At 53.4% G+C, this 20,914-nt stretch carries 15 protein-coding genes, 3 tRNA genes, 3 rRNA genes and 3 pseudogenes; 11 read left to right on the top strand and 13 right to left on the bottom strand.

What is annotated here, in order from left to right:
• Positions 1-19: 19 nt before the first annotated feature.
• Positions 20-317, bottom strand: a pseudogene (locus ABM428_RS00060) (IS3 family transposase); the annotation flags it as partial.
• Between ABM428_RS00060 and ABM428_RS00065 the strand changes: the two are divergent.
• The 5 genes and pseudogenes from ABM428_RS00065 (at position 304) to ABM428_RS00085 (ending at position 3,536) form a co-directional block, all read left to right on the top strand.
• A complete protein-coding gene (locus ABM428_RS00065) occupies positions 304-696 on the top strand; it encodes a recombinase zinc beta ribbon domain-containing protein (protein WP_240790927.1) in 393 nt (130 codons plus the stop codon). The pseudogene ABM428_RS00060 and the gene ABM428_RS00065 overlap by 14 nt on opposite strands.
• A pseudogene (locus tag ABM428_RS00070) lies at positions 674-1,699 on the top strand (IS3 family transposase); the annotation flags it as partial. The gene ABM428_RS00065 and the pseudogene ABM428_RS00070, both read left to right, overlap by 23 nt.
• 193 nt (positions 1,700-1,892) lie before the next feature.
• Positions 1,893-2,945 carry an IS110 family transposase gene (locus ABM428_RS00075; RefSeq protein ID WP_037943496.1) on the top strand — a complete coding sequence of 351 codons (1,053 nt, stop codon included), beginning with the start codon at positions 1,893-1,895 and terminating at the stop codon, positions 2,943-2,945.
• Between the two features lie 16 nt (positions 2,946-2,961).
• Positions 2,962-3,147: pseudogene (locus ABM428_RS00080) on the top strand (IS3 family transposase); the annotation flags it as partial.
• Positions 3,148-3,269: 122 nt separating this feature from the next.
• Positions 3,270-3,536 carry a hypothetical protein gene (locus tag ABM428_RS00085; RefSeq protein ID WP_353628035.1) on the top strand — a complete coding sequence of 89 codons (267 nt, stop codon included), beginning with the start codon at positions 3,270-3,272 and terminating at the stop codon, positions 3,534-3,536.
• A gap of 2 nt (positions 3,537-3,538) precedes the next feature.
• Here ABM428_RS00085 and ABM428_RS00090 read toward each other — a convergent pair whose 3' ends face one another.
• Positions 3,539-3,955 (bottom strand): hypothetical protein, encoded by a 417-nt coding sequence (locus ABM428_RS00090; RefSeq protein WP_093734356.1) that lies wholly within the window; start codon positions 3,953-3,955, stop codon positions 3,539-3,541.
• A 113-nt stretch (positions 3,956-4,068) separates the two neighbouring features.
• Entirely contained in the window at positions 4,069-5,388 is a 1,320-nt protein-coding gene (locus tag ABM428_RS00095; protein WP_353628036.1) for a plasmid recombination protein, read from the bottom strand.
• A gap of 304 nt (positions 5,389-5,692) precedes the next feature.
• Between ABM428_RS00095 and ABM428_RS00100 the strand changes: the two genes are divergently transcribed.
• Both ABM428_RS00100 and ABM428_RS00105 read left to right on the top strand, forming a co-directional pair.
• A complete protein-coding gene (locus ABM428_RS00100; RefSeq protein ID WP_353628037.1) occupies positions 5,693-6,859 on the top strand; it encodes an AAA family ATPase in 1,167 nt (388 codons plus the stop codon).
• Entirely contained in the window at positions 6,856-7,470 is a 615-nt protein-coding gene (locus ABM428_RS00105) for a hypothetical protein (RefSeq protein ID WP_353628038.1), read from the top strand. The genes ABM428_RS00100 and ABM428_RS00105 overlap by 4 nt, the downstream gene beginning before the upstream one ends.
• A 1,136-nt stretch (positions 7,471-8,606) precedes the next feature.
• Here the strand turns inward: ABM428_RS00105 and ABM428_RS00110 are convergent.
• Together ABM428_RS00110 and ABM428_RS00115 are read right to left on the bottom strand one after the other, a co-directional pair.
• Positions 8,607-9,146 carry an ImmA/IrrE family metallo-endopeptidase gene (locus ABM428_RS00110; RefSeq protein ID WP_353628039.1) on the bottom strand — a complete coding sequence of 180 codons (540 nt, stop codon included), beginning with the start codon at positions 9,144-9,146 and terminating at the stop codon, positions 8,607-8,609.
• Positions 9,139-9,516, bottom strand: a complete 378-nt coding sequence (locus ABM428_RS00115) for a hypothetical protein (RefSeq protein ID WP_353628040.1) — start codon at positions 9,514-9,516, stop codon at positions 9,139-9,141. The genes ABM428_RS00110 and ABM428_RS00115 overlap by 8 nt, the downstream gene beginning before the upstream one ends.
• Before the next feature lie 262 nt (positions 9,517-9,778).
• On the opposite strand from ABM428_RS00115, the gene ABM428_RS00120 reads away from it, so the two are divergent.
• From ABM428_RS00120 to ABM428_RS00135, 4 genes are all read left to right on the top strand, one after another.
• Positions 9,779-10,264, top strand: coding sequence for a hypothetical protein (locus ABM428_RS00120; protein ID WP_353628041.1), 486 nt, complete (start codon positions 9,779-9,781; stop codon positions 10,262-10,264).
• Between the two features lie 78 nt (positions 10,265-10,342).
• Positions 10,343-10,783, top strand: coding sequence for a hypothetical protein (locus tag ABM428_RS00125; RefSeq protein WP_353628042.1), 441 nt, complete (start codon positions 10,343-10,345; stop codon positions 10,781-10,783).
• A 194-nt stretch (positions 10,784-10,977) separates the two neighbouring features.
• Entirely contained in the window at positions 10,978-11,193 is a 216-nt protein-coding gene (locus tag ABM428_RS00130) for a hypothetical protein (RefSeq protein WP_353628043.1), read from the top strand.
• 44 nt (positions 11,194-11,237) lie between these two features.
• A complete protein-coding gene (locus ABM428_RS00135; protein ID WP_353628354.1) occupies positions 11,238-12,893 on the top strand; it encodes a recombinase family protein in 1,656 nt (551 codons plus the stop codon).
• Here ABM428_RS00135 and ABM428_RS00140 read toward each other — a convergent pair.
• The 8 genes from ABM428_RS00140 to msrP all read right to left on the bottom strand — a co-directional run bounded on the left by ABM428_RS00140 (position 12,850) and on the right by msrP (position 20,914).
• Positions 12,850-12,926: transfer RNA gene (locus tag ABM428_RS00140), tRNA-Met, on the bottom strand. The genes ABM428_RS00135 and ABM428_RS00140 overlap by 44 nt on opposite strands.
• Before the next feature lie 69 nt (positions 12,927-12,995).
• Positions 12,996-13,110, bottom strand: a 5S ribosomal RNA gene (rrf, locus tag ABM428_RS00145).
• A 181-nt stretch (positions 13,111-13,291) separates the two neighbouring features.
• Positions 13,292-16,157, bottom strand: a 23S ribosomal RNA gene (locus ABM428_RS00150).
• A gap of 603 nt (positions 16,158-16,760) precedes the next feature.
• Positions 16,761-16,836: transfer RNA gene (locus ABM428_RS00155), tRNA-Ala, on the bottom strand.
• Positions 16,837-16,856: 20 nt separating this feature from the next.
• Positions 16,857-16,933: transfer RNA gene (locus tag ABM428_RS00160), tRNA-Ile, on the bottom strand.
• Between the two features lie 312 nt (positions 16,934-17,245).
• Positions 17,246-18,705: ribosomal RNA gene (locus ABM428_RS00165) — 16S ribosomal RNA — on the bottom strand.
• Together the 16S, 23S and 5S rRNA genes with 3 tRNA genes alongside form the textbook arrangement of a ribosomal RNA operon.
• Positions 18,706-19,387: 682 nt before the next feature.
• Positions 19,388-19,972, bottom strand: coding sequence for a protein-methionine-sulfoxide reductase heme-binding subunit MsrQ (gene msrQ, locus ABM428_RS00170; protein WP_353628044.1), 585 nt, complete (start codon positions 19,970-19,972; stop codon positions 19,388-19,390).
• A gap of 33 nt (positions 19,973-20,005) precedes the next feature.
• On the bottom strand, positions 20,006-20,914 hold the full coding sequence (msrP, locus tag ABM428_RS00175; RefSeq protein ID WP_168592245.1) for a protein-methionine-sulfoxide reductase catalytic subunit MsrP: 909 nt from the start codon (positions 20,912-20,914) through the stop codon (positions 20,006-20,008).

Raw genomic sequence — 20,914 nt, forward strand, 5'->3', positions numbered from 1 at the left:
CTGAATAGCCCCTGGTTTCCTAGACACCTTCTGGGTTCACATTGGACTGTCTGTTTTCGAAGTCGACAGGCGACAGCATACCGTTTCTGACATGTTTGCGTTTCGGGTTATAGAACATTTCGATGTAGTCGAAGATGTCCTGTCTGGCCTGCTCGCGGGTCTTATATGTTCGACGCCGGACGCGTTCCCGTTTGAGCAGGTTGAAGAAGCTCTCAGGCAAGTCTTTGTCCGCCATTGGTCTGAGGACAATGGACGCGCGCATTGTCATGGCAATTCCCGCGCCTGCTCATCGAGTGTTCGATATTGTGGGCCCGCAGACGGAAGTATCTGCTTTCAGGACTGCTGAGCTGCGGCCAATGCGGCGGCAACCTTACTGTCGCGGGCAAAGGCGCGCGCCGACGCTATTACTGTGCCAACCATAAAGAGAAGGGCAAGGCTGTCTGCACCGGCATGCCCGGCCTGTCCGAGACCGACGCTGCCGAAAGCATCCTGAGCGGTCTGCGGACAGGTCTGATGCAAGACGCCGCCTATGAGGATTTTCGGAAGACGTTTGTAGAAAAGGTCCGAGCCCAAGAGCACGAGACCGGTGAGGCCCTGCGCCGACACGATGTGGACCTGTCGCGGTTTGATGCCGCTCCTTTGATAGCATCTACTGCAACAAAGGAGACTAACTATGGGACTGAAACGCACAGATGAATTCCGCGCTGATGCGGTGCGTATCGCGCTAACCAGTGGACTGACGCGCAAACAGGTGGCTGACGATCTGGGCGTCGGCATGTCGACGCTGAACAAATGGATCACTGCACATCGAGACACGGATGTGGTGTCAAAAGAGGATCTTAGCCTTGCCGAAGAGAATGACCGTTTGCGTCGTGAGAACCGCATTCTCAAGGAGGAGCGGGAAGTGTTAAAAAAGGCCACGGTGTTCTTTGCGAGCCAAAAGCCGTGAGGTTTAAGTTCATTGAAGAACACCGAACAACATTTTCCATCAATCTGATGTGCCGGGTTATGGCAGTCAGCCCGCGTGGTTTGCGGGCGCATCGTAGCCGTCCAGCCAGCCGCAGGCAGCGGTCTGATTTGGTCACGCTGGCCCATATCCACTGCCCGGCAGGGCATCACGCAGTGATGTCCCGAGAGGGGAAGAACAATCCCGTCTCAGTTTGGGCAGTTATGCACTGCACGGCAGGGTATTGCGCAGCAATGTCCCGAGAGTGGCAGGCCGCGTATGACCGAAGAGCTGAAGGAAATTGGTCTGAATGTAGGGCACCGCCGCGTAGGCAGGCTGATGCGTCAGAACGGCATATCGGTCGTAAGAACTCGTAAATACAAGGCGACAACGGACAGCAATCATAAGTTCAATATCGCGCCAAACCTGCTGGATCGTGACTTTAACGCTGATGCGCCCAACCAAAAGTGGGCAGGCGATATCAGTTATATTTGGACGCGCGAGGGGTGGCTGTACTTGGCTGTGATATTGGACTTGCATTCACGGCGTGTAGTTGGCTGGGCGGTCTCGAACCGGATGAAACGCGACCTTGCGATCAGGGCTTTGAAGATGGCCATCGCGTTCCGTCAGCCGCCCAAGGACTGCATCCATCACACGGATCGTGGGTCGCAATATTGTTCGCACGACTACCAGAAGATCCTGCGCCAGCACGGGTTCAAGGTGTCGATGTCTGGCAAGGGAAATTGCTATGATTGTGAGTATGGTATTGCGGCTTGATGGCCTGACCCATGTTACGATTGACTGCGTGTCATTGCGTTGACGTGTCGACCATCAAGTCGCCCCGGCAACGGGCGAGATGTGACCTTATAGGAGCCTGACGGGTACGCCCCATCACAGTCCTGTCCCCTCGGATCGGTGCCTGGGCATTCTTAGCAAAGAGGGCATCATGAAGACCACACACCCAGTTATTATCGGCATCGACACGCACAAGGCCAGCCACGTCGCTGTGGCGATTGATACGCAAGGCACCCGCTTAGCGACGCTCTCCATTCCAACCAATCCGAAGGGGTATTTAGAATTGGAGCGTTGGTCTCAGTCTCTTGGGAAAGTTCAGGCATTCGGGATTGAAGGCACCGGTTCTTACGGCGCAGGTCTTTCGCGATCGTTGCTCGCCCACGGCCACAATGTCATTGAGGTCACGCGTCCAAATCGGCAACTGCGATACACGCAGGGCAAGACAGATAGTTTGGACGCGGAAGGTGCCGCACGTTCCGTTCTTTCTGGGCAAGCTACGGCACGACCGAAGACACAGACGGGGTCATCAGAAATGATTCGCCATCTGAAGATTGCACGTGATACCGCAGTTAAATCGCGCTCGCAGGCAATGGTCACCCTGAAAACACTGATCATAAATGCACCCGCCGATTTGCGCGACGCACTGAATCATATCCGTGGGAAAATCGCACTAATCCGGCACATCGCCGCCTTTCGACCTGGTGATATCGACAATCCATTGGCCTCTGCTAAAGCCGCCATGCGTGCATTGGCGCGTCGTTGGCTGTGGCTGCACGAAGAGATTATTGCGCACGATAAGGAACTGGAACGGCTTGTCACAGAACGCGCACCAGAGTTAATGGCATCCCACGGCATTGCCACTTTGACGGTCGCACAGATGCTGATCCTCGTTGGCGATGATCCAACACGCATTCGATCAGAGGCTGCCTTCGCTAAGCTTTGCGGGGTTTGTCCCATTCCGGCATCGAGTGGGAAAACACATCGGTTCCGACTGAACCGGGGCGGCAATCGCCAGGCCAATGCTGCCCTCTATCGTGTTGCCATTGTCAGGATGCGAAGCCACGAACCGACACTGGCTTATGTCAAGAAACGCACAAAAGACGGGAAGAGCAAGAGCGAGATTATTCGTTGCCTAAAACGCTACATCGTGCGCGAAATTTATAGCCAGCTTTGCGTCCCAAAATCGTCCCAGATCAAGGCTTGACGAATATAGGAGCTTCAACGCTGCCGTTGAGACGTTCTTCAAAACCATCAAGGCTGAACTGATTTGGCGGCACCCTTGGAAGACGCGGCGGAAGGCTGAGATGGCCATCTTCGAATACATCAATGGCTTCTACAATCCGCGTCGCCGCCACTCAGCACTGGGCTGGAAAAGCCCCGTCGCTTTCGAAAGGAAAGTGGCTTAAACGAGCACTTGGGGCGGCACAAAACCGTGACAGGTCCAAAAGTACTACGGGCCGAGCGGGAAGCACTGGTCCCCACTCCGGTCGACCTACCGGAAGACCTGCCGTCCCTCTACAGGGCCTACGTGGCTGATCTCGCCAGCACGCTGTCGGATGAGGTAGTTGCCGGTTCAGCGGCTGATGAGCTTCACACGTTGATCGACACGGTGGTGGTGAGCTGGAACGAACAGAAGGAACATCACGAGCTCGATTGCCAAGGTAAGCTGCTGGAACTATTGAGCTTTGCGGACAGCAAAAAGGCCGCGGGTCTTTCGACTGCGGCCTATTCGCTGAAGTTGGTTGCGGGAGGGGGATTTGGACTTTGGCGAACTAATCTTGAGGTTTGCGCCTGAGCTTATGCCGGAACTGGCGCGCCGCCCTCTTTATCGCCTTCTGCAGCTCGCGTTTTCGCTGCTTCAGCTTCTTCCTTTTGCTTTTGCAAATCGCCCTCAACTCGTTCGGCGACCGTTGTGGGCATAAGCGCGTGTTTGGAAATGCGGCGGCGATTACCAACAGAGGCAAGCATGCTGATCTCATAGTAGAACTCATCAACTGCCGATTGATCATGTTCCGTCAGGAATGAGATCCATTCCTCGATAGTGTCTGCAATCGCTTTGCGCGCAGCTTGCTGGGCTGCTTCATCTTTTCTGGACAAGTTCGCGGCAACATTGGCGACCTTGAACATCGCTGCCTGCATCGCTGCGCTCATCGGCACGTCAGCGCGTTTCTTACGGGTGGTTTTGGAAGGCTTTCCTTGCATGCGGTTGTTCATCTAATAATCCTCTGTCTTAATAAGTTCAGGCCCGGGCGGAATGTCTGGGCTGCGTAAAAAAAAGATGGGAGAGCAAATCGGCGTGCGGTGACTTTTACGGCAACAAAAAACGGTCAATCTCCTAAACCATTGTCTTTGTTAGAACTTCTTTTTTCGGCTCTTTCATGTGAAAGATTTCCCGCGATAACTGCCTTCTTGAGTCGCTGAGCAAGTTCCGAGAGCGCGCCTACATTTCCGGTGAAGCCATCGCCGAGAGTGGCCCCGATCTTCGCCAGCATTGATGTCGCCTCCTCTAATGTTCGGTTGGCAGCGCGGAACTCATCCGAAACCCGCTCAAAGGCGTCCGTGCGCGCTTTCTTGAACATTGCGCCCCATCCGCGGCGGAAGGCTTTCGCAACGCGCGCTGCGCCCATGGGCGATTGCCTCGCTTTGTTTTGTGCTCTCAGGAAAACTGGGTCATTCTCGCGACCCTTCACCGGTGCGATTGCCACTGTTCCATCAGCCGAGGGATCAACAACGCCGTCCGCGATGGCTTCGGTTATGTCGATGATGGCGTCCGCCTCCGCCGACTTTTCCTCGACCGCGTCAGTTCGAGCATCAAGATCATGCTCACGCTTGGCCAGTTCACTATCCTTCTTGCGCCGCCAGTCCCTCGTTTTTGTATGCATCCGTTTTGGCGGCGGCGTTTCACCTTGGGCGACAGCCTGGCGGAACGCCTCCTTGCGCTTTTCACCGCGTTCGAGACCGATTTTGGAAAACCACGCGCCGACGCTATCCTGAGCGTGCTCGTAGTCTTCTATTACGTCGAACTTTGATGGTTGAAGCATCTTCCGGGTCGCGATGACTTTCTTCTCGCCCGTTGCCTTGTCCGTGCGCATCATCTCCACGCAGACACGCGGCATGATTACGGCGTGGATGTGATAAGCTTCTTCATCAAGGTCTGCGCGGGCGTGAATGACGTCATCGCCAAACTGTTCTTTCAGCCAAGCAATCGACAACAGCTCGAAATCCGCAATCCTTTGGTTGTTTTCGACACCTTCATCGAAGACTGCTGCAGGGTCAGCATCGAACCACTCTTTGTTGGCCGTCAAAATCACCTCACGCATTGGACCGTGCCGCGTAGGACGCCAAGGGTTATGCGGTCCTTCCGCCAGCCGCTTCTGAATGTCCTTCTTACGGTTACGCCGTTCGAGCGCCTCAAGCTCGGCCGCGAAGTTCTGTGCCTTTATTTCGGCAATCTCAGCTAAAGCTTCTGCCGCCCAATTTTCGGAGCCAATCAGGCGGCGATTTGGAGCCGGCGGGTGCTCCAGGATGTGACCGGTATCGCCCCCCACCCTCTTGCGGTGTTTTTCGTATCCGGCAATGTTTTCGGGGCCGATCCCCTCGAAACGCAGCACGACGGGGTAGCGGGTGTTGAAGTTTGAGCCGTCCATTCTTTTAATCTCCTTGGTGGTGGAGATGAGAAAATGGTTATGCAAATTTTGAGATGATAATTTCAGCGGGTTGAAGGTTTCAGATGAAAGATTTTGCCTCAACGAAAGTCGAGCAACGCTCCATCATACGCCGAGCGGTTGGGATGGACTGTTCACGTTCACCTTGGCTGGGCAACTAATAGACAGAACAAGCAATAACCGACACTCGTATTCACGATACCCAGCCTAAAGTTCGGGTTTATGAAAGCTTGTTTAATGCCCACCCTCTCGCTAGAATATTTCGAGACATCTTTTAGGAATTGCAATGCACATCAGTCGGTTGAAGCTTAAGAATTGGCGGAACTTCAAGTCTGGAGAGATCTTAGATCTTCCTGAAGCCGTCTATATCCTTGGGCCGAATGCTTCTGGAAAGTCAAATTTGCTAGACGCCGTCAGATTCTTAAGGGATATCGCGAAGCACCGTGGTGGTGGGCTTCAAGACGCCATAGATAGTCGAGGAGGCGTCGGTAAGATTCGGTGTCTCCACGCTAGAAATGACACGGAAATTCTAATAGAGATCGATATTGTAAATGATGATGGCTTATTAGCTTGGCAATACGAGCTCGGATTCAACATTCCACCAAAGGGAAAGCGTGAACCGCTGGTTACGAGGGAGCGTGTTACGAAGTTTAACTCTGAGGGAAATTCCAAGGTTTTAATTGATCGACCTGGAAAAGCAGAAAAAAAGGATGAACTCCTACTTCGTGAAACACATATCGAACAAATCAGTGCGAACGCAAACTTTCGGGAATTGGTCGATTTCCTGTCTGGAGCCACCTACGTCCATCTTGTCCCTCAGCTATTAAAATTTGGGGACCAAATCGGTGGACGGGTCATTGACGATGATCCATTTGGTCAAGCGTTTATGTTGAGAATTGCTCGGACTACCCAGCGCACAAGAGACGCTCGACTAAGACGTATCGAAGGTGCTTTGCGAACGGTTGTGCCACAATTAGAAGACCTTAAGTTCTTAAAAGACGATGTCACCGGGCATCCGCATTTAGAAATAAGGTTTAGACACCATCGGCCACAAGGCGCTAAACAACGAGAAGATCAATTCTCGGATGGAACCCTCAGGATAATGTCGATCCTCTGGCTTTTGCAGGAGGGTGGCAGCTCGCCTCTGCTCTTGGAGGAGCCGGAACTATCTCTCAATGAAGAGATTGTCGCTCAGCTTCCACGAATAATGAGCTCTGTAAAATCTAAGGCAAGAAGTGGCAGACAATTTATCGTAACTACGCACAGCGAAGCACTACTCTCAAATTCGGGGATTGACCCTCGAGGGATAGTGGTATTGTCACCATCCGAAGACGGATCGACCATTCGAAGCGTTTCTGAAGACGAGCAAGCCGCGCTCAGTGCTGGGCTTTCGCCAGCTGAAGCTGTCCTGCCGAACGCCAGAAAAACTGGGCAGCTTGATTTTTCACTATGAACGTCTTTTATTGTATTGAAGATGTATTAAGCAGAGCAGTAGCGCAAAGGCTTATATTGGAGTGCTGTCCAGCTGGAACCAGCAGTCAAGAACTTGGAAAAGTTTACGGAGGCTTTGGTTACATCAAGAAGAACTTGAGTAAGTTTCATAATCTAGCACAAAGATCCCCCGTGCTAATCATAACCGATTTGGATAACGCTGAATGCCCGCCGTCACTCAGGAAGAATTGGCTAGATTCCGCAAAAATTCGAGAGCCCCTACCTGATAACATGCTGTTCTGCATAGCACGGACTGAAATTGAATCTTGGCTATTAGCAGACACTGTAGGTATTGGTTCGTTCTTGAAAGTCAGCGCCGCCCGGCTTAGGCCAGATATCGAAATGACGGTCCTTAATGCAAAAGAGTATCTTGTTGAACTTGCTAAGGCCTCCTCCAATGCGGGTATTCGAAATGATCTGACACCTAGTGCCAGAAGTGATGCAGCAACTGGCGTGAACTATAACTATAGTTTATCGAATTTTGTTTCAACCTCCTGGCGTCCCCATGATGCGGCGGAAAATAGTGTAAGCCTCAATCGTGCAATTACTAAGCTTTCTCTTTTGATGCCGTGACTTTCAAGCAATTCCAATTCGTACCTGCCACCCATTATAAATATGAAAGTCGGCCTCAAATAAGCTGCACTGAGGCTATGTGGTGGGTGCGCACAGTTTGCTTAGAGCCAAAACGACTCGTGCCCATATCTTAGCGCGAGTTTTTTACTCACTAAGTAGCTCGCACTTCGGCCCTTCGGTTCTTCGTTCGAGCTACGCGTTCGCCAAGGGCAAGCCCCTGGACCCCCGGCCGCCTGCGGCAGCCTTGGGAGACGCCCGGCTCTCCCAAACCCTCAAGGGGCTTTCAGCCCGAGAAAGGGAGGTTTCGCCCACCCCTTTCATCCCCACTCGCAGGGTCATCGTTCGCCACTCCCCCTGCACCCCCTGGCAGCCTATCCGGCTTGGACCAAAGAGGGACCTTCCCTCTCTGGACACTCCGTCGACAGTAGAGGTCTCAAGCCACCTTATCGCCCCATAAATTCTCGCATGCGACTTCATCAGTGGGTTTAACACGCCGCATCACGGCGGCCCTTTTCGCGCCCCCCCTCATTCGTCGAAGCAACCAAGCGGCAAACTACGGCATGCATTGCACACGGAAAGAGGACGGCGTTCAAATCATCGAATTGAAGGACAGCCGCAAACCGCGGCTGCCCAGTTATCGCTACTTCCGCTTTATAGTTTCGACCACATGTGTCGATTTTCTTGTTTGGGCTTGCTTTACGGTTGTAAAGCGGCCGGACTTGGCGCTTCGGCCAATCTTTACGGTTCCTTTAGCCATTTCGTTTTCCTTCTATGGCAAGTTGAGTGTTAAGGCGGGCGGATATCCGCCCACCTATGATTTTATCGCGATAGCCTATTCTGGGACCAGAATTGGCCAAGCGCGAAACCCAAATGCTTTCGCATAGAGCCGGCTGCCGGTCTTAGGGCACGTCCGCCAAGGGCGAAAAACGTACCGGTATCCCGGCGGTGGTGGCATGTGACGCTTTGTCATTCCACATCTCCTCAGGGCGTATCTTGCCATTTCCCTCAAAGTGATGTACAAACCGGTGTTGCGAGGACACTGATTTGTGCTCTGAGGTGGCTCTGCATCGTCTAGCCCCTTTTGCACGATACAGAATTCGTTTGAAGGCTCGGGCTGCAACCTGAGCTTTCTTTCGTTAAAGCACTCCATCTTTTCTTAGACCTGAGAGCCTAAACTCAGCTGCTGGTTTCGACACACCGAACTCAGACATAATCTGCTCGACCGTGTGCTGTGAGGTGAGCAGCGCGGCGGGGATTAGCAATGTGCCGGCAAACCGATTAGCCTGCGTTTCTGCGGACCTATACGCGGGCAGCCGTTCACTTGGCAGCGCGCGAGCTAGCGGCACATTTGTATGCATAAAGAAATGTCCGAGCTCATGGGCAAATGTGAACCTTGCTCTGACCCCACCATCACAAGCACTCTCGTAAACATCTTCGCGAAATCTGATGAAGTCTCCCTTTGGACATGTGAGGCCTTCAGCAGATCCCATTTCCACCCGACCTCGAACCTGAAACTCAAAAAGCTCAAGTTGCTCATAGAGTATCTTCTCTACAACATTTACGATCGGGATTCTCGTCTCCCGCTCCATTTTGAGGTTCGATCGCAAGCTGTCTGCCAAGGCGTCGACTTTTGCCCAACTGGTGGGAGGTGCTTTATAGTCTTCGATATTACCCACCACTGGCGTCTCCCTTCCGCAGGATTGAAAGTATATGTTCCAGCTCCTCGGAAGTCAGAGCATCCATCTTGGAGTTCATGCGGCGGGCCATCAAGCCAATAGCTTCTTTGCCCAAATCGCTCTCTGGCTGGATCGTAAAAGCCTTGCGCGAAAGGTCCGCCGCCTTACGCAATATTGTCGCAGCATTATTTGTTAGTCGATAAGCCGAAATGACTAAATCTTCAAAACCCACCGGAGGCGGCTTACCTCCCGTTTCTACGGCTGAAACGAAGGATGAAGACTTTTCAAGTCGGCTCGCCATATCGATCAGTCGCTCTTCTTCGTCAATTCGTAGTTTTCGAAGTTCCTTCCCGATCTCTGTAGTTGGCATGGTTGCTCTCCCGTTGTGGTTAACGAGAACATAACACGCACCAGGTGAACTTGTCAACCAACTTAGATGGTGCGAGAAATTTACCAAGCAGGTTCATTTCGATTATTTTCTGATGACAATGATGGGCATAGATCCTCCGCTACGCGATTTCGCCTTCGCTCCCGTTTTGCTGCGCGGTCTTTGTGACGCGCAGCAAAACGGGAGGCTTTTTAAGTTTCCAAAGCTGGTGTCGATGTTTCAGTCACATCACAGGAGACCCCAGATGTATCAATCCCCTCAACCCTTCGTGCCGGCCTTTGATTGGCAAAACCTTGTCGAACGCGGCGATGTCGTCTTGTTCCGGTATCCTCTTGCGGACGAATACGACGCCTCAGCGGGCACGCGACCCAAACGTCGCCCCTGCTTGGTTCTCGACGTCTTTACCAAAGGCGGGACCTGCTTCATCGAACTTGCCTACGGCACGTCAGCACCTACCAATGCGAACCGCGGTTACGAGGTGAGGGTCGGGGAGTTGGCGTCCTGGCACGCCGCTGGCCTGAAGCGGCCGTCGCGCTTTGTCTGTGCCCGTCGGATCATCGTCAGCGTCAATCATCCTGGTTTCGATGACGATGACGATAGCGGAACACTCATCGGTCGTCTCGATCCGCCACTGATCGAGCGGATGAATGCCGTGCAGGCACGATTACAGGCCGACGCTGACATACGGGCAGCTGCGCAAGAAGAACGCCGGGAACAACAGGCACGGTAGTCGCGCGTAGATCGCGGTTTCCTTTTGGGAACCGCGCCTTCGAGCGCCCCGCACCCCAAACATCAAAGGATAAAGACTATGGAACGACCATTCACATCAGGCACAGAAGTTACACCAATGGCAGCCGCCTGCTACCCGCTTGCGCGCGCCGCTGCGACGGGCATCGAACAGGACGTCCTCGACCTCATTTCGCCAAAGCCAAAACGCATGGCGCAAGAACTCGCAGTCCTGCTTCAGCGTGGGGCGATCTTCGATAAGGGCGTTCTCGCAAAGCTGCACGATCTGGTGGGCGTGCTCGATGCTGAGATCATCGAAGGAACCTATGTCGATACCCATTACGATCACAGCGCGGAGAACGTCTCCGACACGCAGGAATACGGAATGGAGCGTCTGACGCCGGAGGCCGATCGGCTAACCAACGCTCTGGGAGTGCTAGTCGAGCTCTACGTAACGCTTTCGGCGGTGCACGATCTTCTTCGTGCCGAGAAGGCCCTTCAGGGGCTGCGCGCAGCAGCCTGACTGAACATGCGGGTTTAGACACCCCGCATCAGGCGCGCTGGCGACCCTTCTGCTGCTACAGATGTCAGCGCGCCGTTAAATACAGAGACGCCCGCACAGATCATCTCTGTGCGGGCATAGACGATCAACCGCTAAGGGCCACCGTGTCTCGTCGTGTTGTTGGTTTTGTGTGTCCACAACCGAAAGAGAACCGAATGACCCTCACAAATCTGATCGACCTGATAGCTGAAGTTGCCGCCAAGCGGGCTACCGAAGAGGGCAGAACGAAGGAAGAAACACCAAGCGCAGTGATTTGGATAATAGCCGAGATTTCGGCCAGATTATGGCAGTCTATCCACAATCTTTTCAATTTTGGATTGTATTCCAAACAAAGGCGACCCAGATTTGCGCCCCAAGGAGATTCTAAATGATGGTCAAACCTCGCGTGGCAATCTATGCCCGCTACTCCTCGGATATGCAGAACCCGAAGTCTGTTGACGATCAGTTCAGCGAATGTCGCAAACACGCAGAACGCAACGGGTATGAAGTGGTCAAAGAATACGCCGACGCCGGGATGTCTGGTGCCCTACGGGACCGCCCTGGGTTTCAGGCGTTGCTCGACGCAGTTCACGCACGCTCCTTTGACATCGTTCTGTTCGAACACGTCGACCGCCTTGGGCGTGATCTGGAACGGGCCTCGAACTTCTACAAGGCAGCGACCTTCGCAGACATTGAGCTTCACCAGTTGGGCAAAGGTAAACTCGGCCTGCTCGACATCGGCATTATGTCCACGATGGCACAGATATTTCTTGAAGACCTCGCCCTTAAAACACGGCGCGGTCTGCGCGGAAAGTTTGAACGGGGTCAAAGCGCAGGCGGCAAATCTTACGGCTATGCCCCCCGCATTGGACAAGACGGTCTGGTTCAGAAAGGCCACGTCAGTATTGACGACAATGAAGCTACTATCGTGCGCCGCATCTTCACGGAATACGCGTCCGGCTTGTCACCCCTCAAGATCGCGGCACAGCTCAACGCAGACGGCATCCCCTCTCCTGCCGCCGACACCAAACGCGCTACCAGCGGCCACTGGAAGCAAAACACGATCAATGGCAATCCAACGCGTGGCACCGGCATCTTAAATAATGAGCTTTATATCGGGCGTCGCGTCTGGAACCGACTACGCTATTCCAAACACCCCGAGACCGGCAAACGGGTCTCGCGTCTTAACCCTTTCGAGGATTGGGAGGTTCAGGACGTGCCTGACCTACAGATCATCGACCAAGATCTGTGGGACGCGGTAAAAGCCGTGCAAGCCGGACACCGAAAGGTGCGCAGCACAAAACCAGCAACAGACAAGAAAGGCCTCTCCGTAGGGCAATCGTTGCGACGGCGTAAATACCTGCTGTCAGGGTTGATGAGTTGCGGGCAGTGCGGCGGGAATCTCACAGTAGCCGGCAGCGGCAAAGCGCGGCGCTATTATTGCGCAAACGCCAAGGAGAAGGGCGCGTCCGTCTGCACTGGGATGCGCGGGCTCAAAGAGGAAGACGCTGCCGCCTCCATCGTTTCAGGCCTTAAGTTTGGCCTGATGCAGGATGAGGCTTACGCAGAGTTTCGGGAGAACTTTCTGGCGCGCAAAAAAGCGGAAGCAGAGGAGAACGGTCAAGTGCTTAAACTGCACGACAAAACCATTCTCGAGTTGAAGACAAAGATCACGAACATTGTGCGGTCCGTTGAAGATGGCGATGTGCCAACCTCTCTCACCGCACGCTTGAAAACACTGGAGGCCGACCTCAAAGCCGCAGAAGAAAAACGCGAGGACATCAAGCCTACCCCCGTCACGTTGCCGGAGGATCTCCCTGTCTTTTACCGTGCCCTTATTGATGATCTGGCGGCCACTCTTTCAAACGAGGATGTCTCGGGCCGTGCGAGCGACGAGCTGCACCAATGGGTTGATACTGTAGTGGTCACCTGGGACGCAGAAGCTAAGCATCATGCGCTTGAACTGCGTGGCAAGCTATTGGAGATGCTAAACGCAACAAGGCCCGCAGGCGATGCGGGCGTTGGTGAATGCGAAAGTTCGCTAAAGTTGGTTGCGGGAGTAGGATTTGAACCTACGACCTTCAGGTTATGAGCCTGACGAGCTACCGGGCTGCTCCATCCCGCGGCTGTGGCCAATGTTATTGTATTGGCTTATTTATTGTCATCGTTGAGAGATACGTAGAGGTTTTGCTAGGTTTGGCGGTGACCTACTCTCCCACGTCTTAAGACGCAGTACCATTGGCGCAGTAGCACTTAACTGCCGAGTTCGGGATGGGATCGGGTGTTTTGCTTACGCTATGACCACCAAACCGAGTAAAACCTCTATGTTGCTGCTTTTGCCATTGGCAAAAGAGCAACAAGCGGGAGAGAGCGTATCCGAAGGATGCGCGTTCCCGCCCCCTCACCATTCTGGGTGAGGATGTCCAAGTCAGTACGACTGATTGTATGTGTATGCTTTTGTCCTAGTAAGAAGTCTTTCTTCTACTGGATCAAATCAAGCCTATCGAGCAATTAGTACCAGTCAACTGAACGTATTACTACGCTTACATCTCTGGCCTATCGACGAGATGGTCTATCTCGGCTCTCAGGGATACCTTGTTTTGAGGGGGGCTTCCCGCTTAGATGCCTTCAGCGGTTATCCTGTCCGATCATAGCTACCCAGCACTGCTATTGGCATAACAACTGGTCCACCAGTGGATCGTTCACCCCGGTCCTCTCGTACTAGGGGCAACTCCTCTCAAGTATCCTACACCCACGGAAGATAGGGACCGAACTGTCTCACGACGTTCTAAACCCAGCTCACGTACCTCTTTAAACGGCGAACAGCCGTACCCTTGGGACCTGCTCCAGCCCCAGGATGAGATGAGCCGACATCGAGGTGCCAAACACTGCCGTCGATATGGACTCTTGGGCAGTATCAGCCTGTTATCCCCGGCGTACCTTTTATCCGTTGAGCGATGGCCCTCCCACTTGGGACCACCGGATCACTATGGCCGTCTTTCGACTCTGCTCGACTTGTCAGTCTCGCAGTCAGGCTGGCTTCTGCCATTGCACTCAACGAGCGATTTCCGACCGCTCTGAGCCAACCTTCGCGCGCCTCCGTTACGATTTAGGAGGCGACCGCCCCAGTCAAACTACCCACCACACAGGGTCCCGGATCCGGATAACGGACCGCGGTTAGACATCAAGCAGAACAAGGGTGGTATCTCAAGGGAGGCTCCACGCAGACTGGCGTCCACGTTTCAAAGCCCACCACCTATCCTGCACATGTTCGGCCTAATGCCAGTGTGAAGTTGTAGTAAAGGTGCACGGGGTCTTTCCGTCTAACCGCGGGTAACCGGCATCTTGACCGGTAATTCAATTTCGCTGAGTCTATGTTGGAGACAGCGGGGAAGTCGTTACGCCATTCGTGCAGGTCGGAACTTACCCGACAAGGAATTTCGCTACCTTAGGACCGTTATAGTTACGGCCGCCGTTTACCTGGGCTTCAATTCAGAGCTCTCACTCCTCCTTTTAACCTTCAGGCACCGGGCAGGCGTCAGACCCTATACGTCGTCTTACGACTTCGCAGAGCCCTGTGTTTTTAATAAACAGTCGCCACCCCCTGGTTTGTGCCCCCAGCCCCTAGTTGCCTAGGAACCGGGCCTCCTTCTCGCGAACTTACGGAGGTATTTTGCCGAGTTCCTTCAACATAGTTCTCTCAAGCGCCTTGGTATTCTCTACCTATCCACCTGTGTCGGTTTAGGGTACGATCTAGCGATGGAGCTATTTCCAGGGACCTCTAAGCAGCCCATTCAATCCGATAAGGATGAACTACCCTCGAGATCCGTCACTTCCATCTGGCCCAGGAATATTAACCTGGTTCCCATCGACTACGCCTTTCGGCCTCGCCTTAGGGGTCGGCTTACCCTGCTCAGATTAGCTTTAAGCAGGAACCCTTGGATTTTCGGCGAGAGTGTCTCTCACACTCTTTGTCGCTACTCATGTCATCATTCTCACTAGTGATCTCTCCACCGGATCGCTCACGCGCCGGCTTCACAGAAAGCTCCGCGTCTCCAATACCCCGAAGGGCTAAGGAGACATGGAACTATGTCACACTACGCTCTGCTACCATGCAATTAATGCATCCTAAGCTTCGGCTCATGGCTTGAGCCCCGTTACATCTTCGCCGCAAGACAACTTATTTAGACCAGTGAGCTGTTACGCTATCTTTAAAGGATGGCTGCTTCTAAGCCAACCTCCTGGTTGTTTTGGTCGTCTCACCTGCTTTCCCACTTAGCCATGAATTAGGGGCCTTAGCTGTAGGTCAGGGTTGTTTCCCTCTTCACAACGGACGTTAGCATCCGCTGTGTGTCTGCCATCTAGTACTCCTCGGTATTCGGAGTTTGGTTAGGATCAGTAAGCCTGTGGGGCCCCATTACCCATCCAGTGCTCTACCCCCGAGGGTATTCGGATGACGCTCTACCTAAATAGATTTCGCAGAGAACCAGCTATCTCCGAGTTTGATTGGCCTTTCACCCCTAGGCACAGCTCATCCCGATCCTTTTCAACGGATGTGGGTTCGGTCCTCCAATAAGTGTTACCTTATCTTCAACCTGGCCATGCCTAGATCACTCGGTTTCGGGTCTGATCCCACAAACTCAACGCCCTATTAAGACTCGCTTTCGCTACGCCTACACCTAACGGCTTAAGCTTGCTTGTGAGACCAAGTCGATGACCCATTATACAAAAGGTACGCTGTCAGGCCGTAAAGACCCTCCAACTGATTGTAGGCGTTCGGTTTCAGGTACTGTTTCACTCCCCTCGTCGGGGTGCTTTTCACCTTTCCCTCACGGTACTGGTTCACTATCGGTCAGTAAGGAGTACTTAGCCTTCGAAGGTGGTCCTCCGATCTTCAGACAGAATTTCACGTGTTCCGCCCTACTTAATACGTCCAATCATGCTTCTTATACGGGACTATCACCCACTTTGGTTGCGCATTCCAACGCATTCTAACCACATTCATGGCTCGGCTGGTCCCCGTTCGCTCGCCGCTACTAGGGGAGTATCAATTGATTTCCTTTCCTCCGGGTACTTAGATGTTTCAGTTCCCCGGGTTTGCTTTTATAAACCTATGTATTCAGTCTATAAATACCTGTTTCTGCTTACTGATGAACCCACCGTCTGCACCTTGCGAACTTACGTCCTCAAGTAGCAAAGCGGTAGGACAACAATAAACAATCAGGTGGGTTGCCCCATTCAGAAATCCATGGATCAAAGCTTATTCTCAGCTCCCCATGGCTTATCGCAGAGTATCACGTCTTTCATCGCCTCTTACTGCCAAGGCATTCACCAAACGCCCTTTTCGCGCTTGATTTGATCCAGAAAAAGAAAGACTACCTAATATGCCCTACCGCTTCGCTACTTGAGGGCTATTTACACCAACAAACTAACGACGCTGCATAAGGCAGGCAGTCCAACGCGGGAGACAGAAGCTGGTAAGAAACTGTCTTCCCTTATTCCAGATCAAAAGCATACTTTTACCCGCCCACTCTCTAAGAGTGGACAGCGAGTAGTGCATATAGCCTACCTTCCGTGCAGGAAGCAGGCGTCACTACTCTGGTTAGTGTACTTGACTTGGACAACACGTCGCTTTCAGTCGCGATACGTTCAAAAGACCGAGGAAACAGTCAAGTAAACGCCGGCTCCAAAAGGAGCAGCAACCGAGATCATCACCTAACGCGGTGCGATCAGATCGTGTTGTTTGTTACTTCAAGATTACTCTTAAAGTAACTGTATCTCTCTTTACGATGTCAATCAGATGCATTCCAAAGGAATGTCACCCATGCGCTTTCGCGCCGTCCGATTGGACGATTAAGAACTGCGTACAGTGCTTAATGGTCAAATCGTATGCTTGCCCAACGCGTGCTTTGCTTCGCAAAACCCTGTTTGGGCGACGATCTTTCCCTCGGAAAGATCTTGGTGGAGCCTAGGAGGATCGAACTCCTGACCTCCTGAATGCAAATCAGGCGCTCTCCCAGCTGAGCTAAGGCCCCATCAAACCCTTGCGGGATACTGGTGGGTCGAGGAGGACTTGAACCTCCGACCTCACGCTTATCAGGCGTGCGCTCTAACCACCTGAGCTACCGACCCAGCGTAGTTCGCTTTGCGAACTGCGCGTCGCCCTGGCAGGCTCTTTTGACTTCAAAAGATGCCGAGAAGGGCCAGCGTCAGGCGTGTTACTTTGGGCGCTTTAGGCAACCCTACCCCTTACGGGACATTTGCTGCGCAAATACCCTGTCGGGGCTTCGCGCCTCACTGCGTGAGACGCTTGCTGAAGAGATATGAGGACGGCTCGGTCCGAAAGGTCATCTTGCGATGCCTTGAATATGGTCAGTTTTGTTTACTGACCTGCTAAGTGATCTACGAGTGAGAACAAGTTCTCGCTGCTAAGATCATCCTTAGAAAGGAGGTGATCCAGCCGCAGGTTCCCCTACGGCTACCTTGTTACGACTTCACCCCAGTCGCTGATCCTACCGTGGCCGCCTGCCCCCCGAAGGTTAGCGCAGCGTCGTCGGGTAGAACCAACTCCCATGGTGTGACGGGCGGTGTGTACAAGGCCCGGGAACGTATTCACCGCGTCATGCTGTTACGCGATTACTAGCGATTCCGACTTCATGGGGTCGAGTTGCAGACCCCAATCCGAACTGAGACAGCTTTTTGGGATTAACCCATTGTCACTGCCATTGTAGCACGTGTGTAGCCCAACCCGTAAGGGCCATGAGGACTTGACGTCATCCACACCTTCCTCCCGCTTATCACGGGCAGTTTCCTTAGAGTGCCCAGCCGAACTGCTGGCAACTAAGGATGTGGGTTGCGCTCGTTGCCGGACTTAACCGAACATCTCACGACACGAGCTGACGACAGCCATGCAGCACCTGTCACTGCGTCACCGAAGTGAACGCCCGATCTCTCGGGTTAGCACAGGATGTCAAGGGTTGGTAAGGTTCTGCGCGTTGCTTCGAATTAAACCACATGCTCCACCGCTTGTGCGGGCCCCCGTCAATTCCTTTGAGTTTTAATCTTGCGACCGTACTCCCCAGGCGGAATGCTTAATCCGTTAGGTGTGTCACCGAACAGTATACTGCCCGACGACTGGCATTCATCGTTTACGGTGTGGACTACCAGGGTATCTAATCCTGTTTGCTCCCCACACTTTCGTACCTCAGCGTCAGTATCGAGCCAGTGAGCCGCCTTCGCCACTGGTGTTCCTCCAAATATCTACGAATTTCACCTCTACACTTGGAATTCCACTCACCTCTCTCGAACTCTAGACTGATAGTTTTGGAGGCAGTTCCAGGGTTGAGCCCTGGGATTTCACCCCCAACTTTCCAATCCGCCTACGTACGCTTTACGCCCAGTAATTCCGAACAACGCTAACCCCCTCCGTATTACCGCGGCTGCTGGCACGGAGTTAGCCGGGGTTTCTTTACCAGGTACTGTCATTATCATCCCTGGCGAAAGTGCTTTACGATCCTAAGACCTTCATCACACACGCGGCATGGCTAGATCAGGCTTGCGCCCATTGTCTAAGATTCCCCACTGCTGCCTCCCGTAGGAGTCTGGGCCGTGTCTCAGTCCCAGTGTTGCTGATCATCCTCTAAAACCAGCTATAGATCGTAGACTTGGTAGGCCATTACCCCACCAACTATCTAATCTAACGCGGGCCAATCCTTTCCCGATAAATCTTTCCCCCGAAGGGCTTATACGGTATTACTCTCAGTTTCCCGAGGCTATTCCGTAGAAAAGGGTATGTTCCCACGCGTTACTAACCCGTCCGCCGCTCACCCGAAGGTGCGCTCGACTTGCATGTGTTAGGCCTGCCGCCAGCGTTCGTTCTGAGCCAGGATCAAACTCTCAAGTTGAAACACATTACTGCGTATCCTTGACGTCGAACCTCTGCACATCAAACCTGCATCACTTACTGAATGATACAGGCGTTTTCTCCGTTTGAAGTGCTTAAAGTTACCAAAGTAACGAAAAGCCGTCCAAACAGTGAAGCTGACACTCCATCATCGGCCGAAGCCTAAGAGCGCGATATACAGACGTTGATCCATCGAATGAACCAAACCGCCCACATATCTCTTCAGATATCTATCAATTTCAAAGAGCGTCGAGACAAAAGAAACCAAGATGCGCCGTAAACTTCTCAGCGCGCCCCGCCTCAATTACCTCAGAATTTCTCCGCTACGTAAGACCCGAACCGTAACCCGTCGTCCCCGTCTAGCGCCCCGTGTCTGCATGTCTGCGTCTCCGGTAAGGGGCGTTCTAAGGTTTGTTCCAAATACCCGCAACCCCTTTTTTCGGATTATGACAGTTTTTCGCTACTTTCCGAATTTTCCTATAAAAACAACGGTTTGATTTTTGAAAATTCCGCGTGCCCCGTGTTTTGCGCAGCTTTATTTCGCACGCTAACACGTCATTGCCCCGCATCACTTACGCCCGCGCGGGTTATCCACAGACTCGCAGCGCGAATGTGGATTGTTACCCCTCCCCCGGTCCGAATCCGGCACAATCCCCGGCCCGAGCCACCGCCCAGATTCGGAATCAGCGCCGTTTAGGAAGTCTTAGGACCAGCAAAGCCAGAATCGCCGCCATATAGAGGAGAGGTTCGATCTGGAAACCTTTAACCAGCCAGATGAAGTGCACCCCAGCCAGAATTGCAGCCAGATAGGTTAACCGGTGCAGCTTGCGCCACGTGGCCCCCAGCTTGCGGATCGAGAAGTTGTTCGATGTCGCCGCCAGGGGGACAAGACAGGCAAAACCCGCCATGCCGATCGTGATATACGGGCGCTTCAGAATGTCGGCCCAGATCTGCGAGAGGATCCCGACATCCAGCACCAGCCATACCAACAGGTGCAGCGAGACATATATAAAGGCGAGCAATCCCAGGGCGCGGCGAAACTTGATGAGGTTCAGCCGAATGTAGCGCCGCGCGGGCGTGATCGCCAACCCGGCGGTCAACAGTTGCAAGGCCAGCAACCCCAGCTCTTTTTCCAACGCCTTGATCGGCTCCGCCCCCAGCCCGCCGGTCTGCGCCTGAAACAGCAACCACGGGATTGGCAGAAGCCCCACTATATATACGACCCATGTGGGAACACGTCGCGCGATGGTATTCAGGCGGTCGATCATACCGGCCTGCTCACTTCTATAGAGGGCACAGGTTTAGATATCCTTGCTCAGGTCCATACCGGCATAGAGATCCGCGACCTCAGCCTCGTACCCGTTGAACATCAGCGTGGGGATCCGCTTGGAGAAAAGACCGCCACCGATGACCCTTTCGCTGGCCTGCGACCAACGGGGGTGATCGACCTCGGGGTTCACATTACTATAGAAGCCGTATTCCCCGGCATTCGCCTTGTTCCAACTGGTCGGGGGCTGAGTATCCGTGAGGGTGATCCGCACCACGGATTTGATCGACTTGTAGCCATATTTCCACGGCACGACCAACCGCAGCGGTGCGCCGTTCTGTTTCGGGATGTCCTTACCATAGATGCCGGTGGCCATAATCGTCAGCGGATGCATCGCTTCGTCCAGACGCAACCCTTCGACGTAGGGCCAGTCGAGCACATTATAGGCGACGCCGGGCATTTCATCAGGACGCAGCGCAGTCTCGAAGGAGACGTATTTCGCGCCGGACTGCACACCGGCCATATTCAGCAGGTCCGCCAGTTCGAACCCGTTCCACGGGACCACCATTGACCACGCCTCGACACAGCGGAAACGATAGATACGCTCTTCGATCGTCATCTGTTGCATGATGTCGTCGAACCCATAGGCACCGGGCTTGTCGACCAGCCCGTCAATCTGAACCGTCCAGGGTTCAATCGTCAGACGGTCCGCGTATCTGGCGGGGTCGTCCTTACCGGTGCCGAATTCATAGTAGTTATTGTAGCTGGTGATATCTTCATAACTGTTCGGCTCTAACCCCTCCGGCGCGGCAGAGGTGCGCCCCGCGATACCGGCCAACCCGATCCCCGCCAAAGCGCCCCCCATGATCTGACGCCGATTCATAAATGCAGCATGCGGGGTGACGTCTTTATCCGTGAGTGTGTTGATCCAGCGATAGGCCAT

The organism is Sulfitobacter sp. TCYB15 (genome assembly GCF_040435955.1).
Taxonomy (GTDB): Bacteria; Pseudomonadota; Alphaproteobacteria; order Rhodobacterales; family Rhodobacteraceae; genus Sulfitobacter; species Sulfitobacter pontiacus.